This window comes from Nostoc sp. CALU 546 (assembly GCF_048836525.1).
In genome coordinates, this window is record NZ_JAWJTF010000300.1 from 1 (window position 1) to 2,475 (window position 2,475).

6 protein-coding genes are annotated in these 2,475 nt (G+C 43.2%); 2 read left to right on the forward strand and 4 right to left on the reverse strand.

From position 1 onward, the window contains the following. From RRG12_RS42960 to RRG12_RS42975, 4 genes are all read right to left on the reverse strand, one after another. Window positions 1–337, reverse strand: a 337-nt coding sequence (locus RRG12_RS42960) for a hypothetical protein (RefSeq protein ID WP_420763276.1), incomplete at its 3' end; no start/stop codon positions are given. Next, window positions 334–666 carry a hypothetical protein gene (locus RRG12_RS42965; RefSeq protein WP_420760891.1) on the reverse strand — a complete coding sequence of 111 codons (333 nt, stop codon included), beginning with the start codon at window positions 664–666 and terminating at the stop codon, window positions 334–336. The genes RRG12_RS42965 and RRG12_RS42960, both read right to left, overlap by 4 nt. 384 nt (window positions 667–1,050) lie before the next feature. Next, entirely contained in the window at window positions 1,051–1,374 is a 324-nt protein-coding gene (locus RRG12_RS42970; protein ID WP_334853840.1) for a hypothetical protein, read from the reverse strand. Between the two features lie 67 nt (window positions 1,375–1,441). Further along, window positions 1,442–1,609, reverse strand: coding sequence for a hypothetical protein (locus tag RRG12_RS42975; protein ID WP_167756046.1), 168 nt, complete (start codon window positions 1,607–1,609; stop codon window positions 1,442–1,444). A gap of 271 nt (window positions 1,610–1,880) precedes the next feature. Between RRG12_RS42975 and RRG12_RS42980 the strand changes: the two genes are divergently transcribed. Further along, window positions 1,881–2,249 carry a hypothetical protein gene (locus RRG12_RS42980; RefSeq protein WP_193947043.1) on the forward strand — a complete coding sequence of 123 codons (369 nt, stop codon included), beginning with the start codon at window positions 1,881–1,883 and terminating at the stop codon, window positions 2,247–2,249. 3 nt (window positions 2,250–2,252) lie between these two features. Then, the gene (locus RRG12_RS42985; protein WP_420763277.1) at window positions 2,253–2,468 is read left to right on the forward strand and encodes a hypothetical protein; all 216 of its coding nucleotides are present in this window, start codon (window positions 2,253–2,255) and stop codon (window positions 2,466–2,468) included. The last annotated feature ends 7 nt before the right edge of the window (window positions 2,469–2,475 follow it).

A 2,475-nucleotide genomic window follows, 5' to 3' on the forward strand; every position in this document is an offset into this window, starting at 1 on the left:
CTTGCCAGTGGCTTGCTTCAAAATCTTCTCTGGCTGGCAAAGTATAAGGTGCGGATGGCTCTTTGAATCCTTGATAATTACCCAGTGCTTGAATTTCGCTATCATGGTGATGGCTACGCCCAGAGCAGGCATCGCCTTGCGCCATGTCATTTTGGCTGGAGGCTACAACAAATTGATGGACTTTTCCATCTCTGGACTCAAGTCTTGAGATTTCATGCAAAGCCCAAGGGGTACTTCTGAGCTTACCTCGCTTGTTGAATTTTCTAAAAACCTGCCTTAGTTCTTGATTTAGTGATTTTTGGGGTGAGGCTATCTTGCCGAATCCTTTGTGATTCATACTGCCACCCCTCCAACCTTGGCTTCAATTTGGAGAAGTACGGCGGCCACCTGACCACTAAACCAGCCAAGCTTGACTAATCGCTGTAAGTAAAAGGACTCCTCTAAGTTGAGGTTAGGTGATTGCAGTAACTCATCCGGGTCGGGGCATGGTCTTAGAGCAACGTCACAGCAACCCACTTTTAAATATTTGGTGCTAGTTCGGCGATCGCTTATATGGTTTGATAATTCCGAAATTCGAGATTCTTGATTGTTGGGGAAAGTTTGCGTTAGAATAGTAGGCTTTTCATTCGCAAACCCCTGTCTGTCAGAAGTGAGGGGTTTATTCATTGGGTTGTCCTTTGTTGGTTTGGACAGCCCCTTAACTTTTAAATTTGCAGATTGTAGGGATTAGTCGGTAAGCTAGAAGAATATATAAATTCGTTAGACTTGCTTGTTGCATTGTCTTGTGGTGAAACGTTTATCAGACGTTTCTTTGTGCGTGCTTGTGCTTACCGTTGGTTAATCCTTGCGATCGCACTCAAAAAGCTGAAGGCTGTGTAACTAGCATTTTTTTTTGCTATTCATTCTGTGAACTTTAGATGAATTGAGCTAAAGTTTTATATCTTTTGTCTAGTCCTCCAAAATACAAACTATTGGTAAGGTGATCACCTACTCTGGGAATCTCTTCATATACTAGTAGCACCATTGCGTAGCTTGCCGCCGTAGGCATCGCTAGTTTTGCGGATCAATCCGTGTTAGCTGTACCAATATTGCGCCAAGTTGATTTAATGCTGCGTTAGTAGTGCGCTGATTCTCTAGAAAATTTTGCTTAAGTTCCTCATGGCTGTCGCGTAGTTCCAGCAAAACATCATCCATAACAGCATTACGAGCTAAAACTGTTTGGGCGGTGTTGATGTAATCATCCAACTGTTGCTGTGTGGTAGCTTGCCTGTCTATTAAATTATTTTGCTGTTCGGCTACCCGTTCTAGGAGTGCTTCAATTCGGTCAAGTCTGCTGGGTTGTCCCCCGTTATATTGTCTTGGTATATCGGTCATTGTCCTGCCTCAATCATTTTGGCAATCGCAACTTGGCGTGAATAAATATCTTGAATTTGTGCTTCTGTCATACTGATTTATCTTGTTCTGCTTTCCTTTGTTCTGCGATCGCCCGTTTTACTAGCACCCTGGTCAATTGGGGAACCGTTAAAAACTCTTTATTCGCCCAATGGTCTAGAAATTTTATATCCTCCTCATCTAATCTCAAGGTTATTCGTGGCTTGCTTGAAGGCATAAGAGCAACTATATAAACACTTTTGTTCAATTATGGCTCCAAATACCTACCAAGAGCGGTTTTTAGTTCCTAGTTGACTAAGTGACGCACCTGTTGCTATATTAGCATCTAAGGCAATCGATCAACAACAAGCCACTAATTAGCGTCCTACGAGTACCCCAGCAACTTACACAGTAAGGGGTTTAGCGATTAGGAGCGACATTGTGATGTGTACTTATTCTGATTGCTAGCTAGTTACTATCTGATTCACATTGATTACTGTAGTAAACCCATGAAACCTAGACGGAGCAAACATTCTACAGACCTAGACTCCTTCCTTGATTTCCCATCTACCAAGACATATTTAGCTGAGGTCTTGGGTGTTAGCCGTTCGACTTTGGTCACTTGGGAGAATTTAGCTTTCTGGAGAATCCCTAGTTTCAGAGATGCTTACCCGAAAAAAGCCGACAACACTCACGATCGGGAGTCGCCCTTGTCGCCATATCAAGCATGGGTTTTGGGGAGAGTAGGGCGATTAATGGCTCAACTCCGACGCAGCGATCGCGTCAAAGGCTATATCGCCAAAAACCCGAATGATTTTTCTAGATACCGCTATCAGCAAGCATTCCAGCAAATCCAAAAAATTCAAAAGGGAGCGTAAATCATGGCAACACGGAAGAGAACCACAGCACCAACAGCAGACACAGTAAGCATTCATGATGCTTGCTTAAGATATATGACCACGGAACAGAGTTTGAGACTGGCTTTAAGCCATGTTCGCCCTGATGATTTCGACACTGTAAAGGCAGTTTCGGAATTAGATTTAGAAGCGATCGCCTCATACTTTCAGCCAGAATTACAAAATGAGACAAGCACATAAGAGTTAC

What these genes read in the sequence shown, in the direction of transcription:
- RRG12_RS42975 (WP_167756046.1), bottom strand. Translation starts at nt 1,609, where the DNA reads ATGCCTTCAAGCAAGCCACGAATAACCTTGAGATTAGATGAGGAGGAT.
- RRG12_RS42980 (WP_193947043.1), top strand. Translation starts at nt 1,881, where the DNA reads ATGAAACCTAGACGGAGCAAACATTCTACAGACCTAGACTCCTTCCTT.
- RRG12_RS42965 (WP_420760891.1), bottom strand. Translation starts at nt 666, where the DNA reads ATGAATAAACCCCTCACTTCTGACAGACAGGGGTTTGCGAATGAAAAG.
- RRG12_RS42970 (WP_334853840.1), bottom strand. Translation starts at nt 1,374, where the DNA reads ATGACCGATATACCAAGACAATATAACGGGGGACAACCCAGCAGACTT.
- RRG12_RS42985 (WP_420763277.1), top strand. Translation starts at nt 2,253, where the DNA reads ATGGCAACACGGAAGAGAACCACAGCACCAACAGCAGACACAGTAAGC.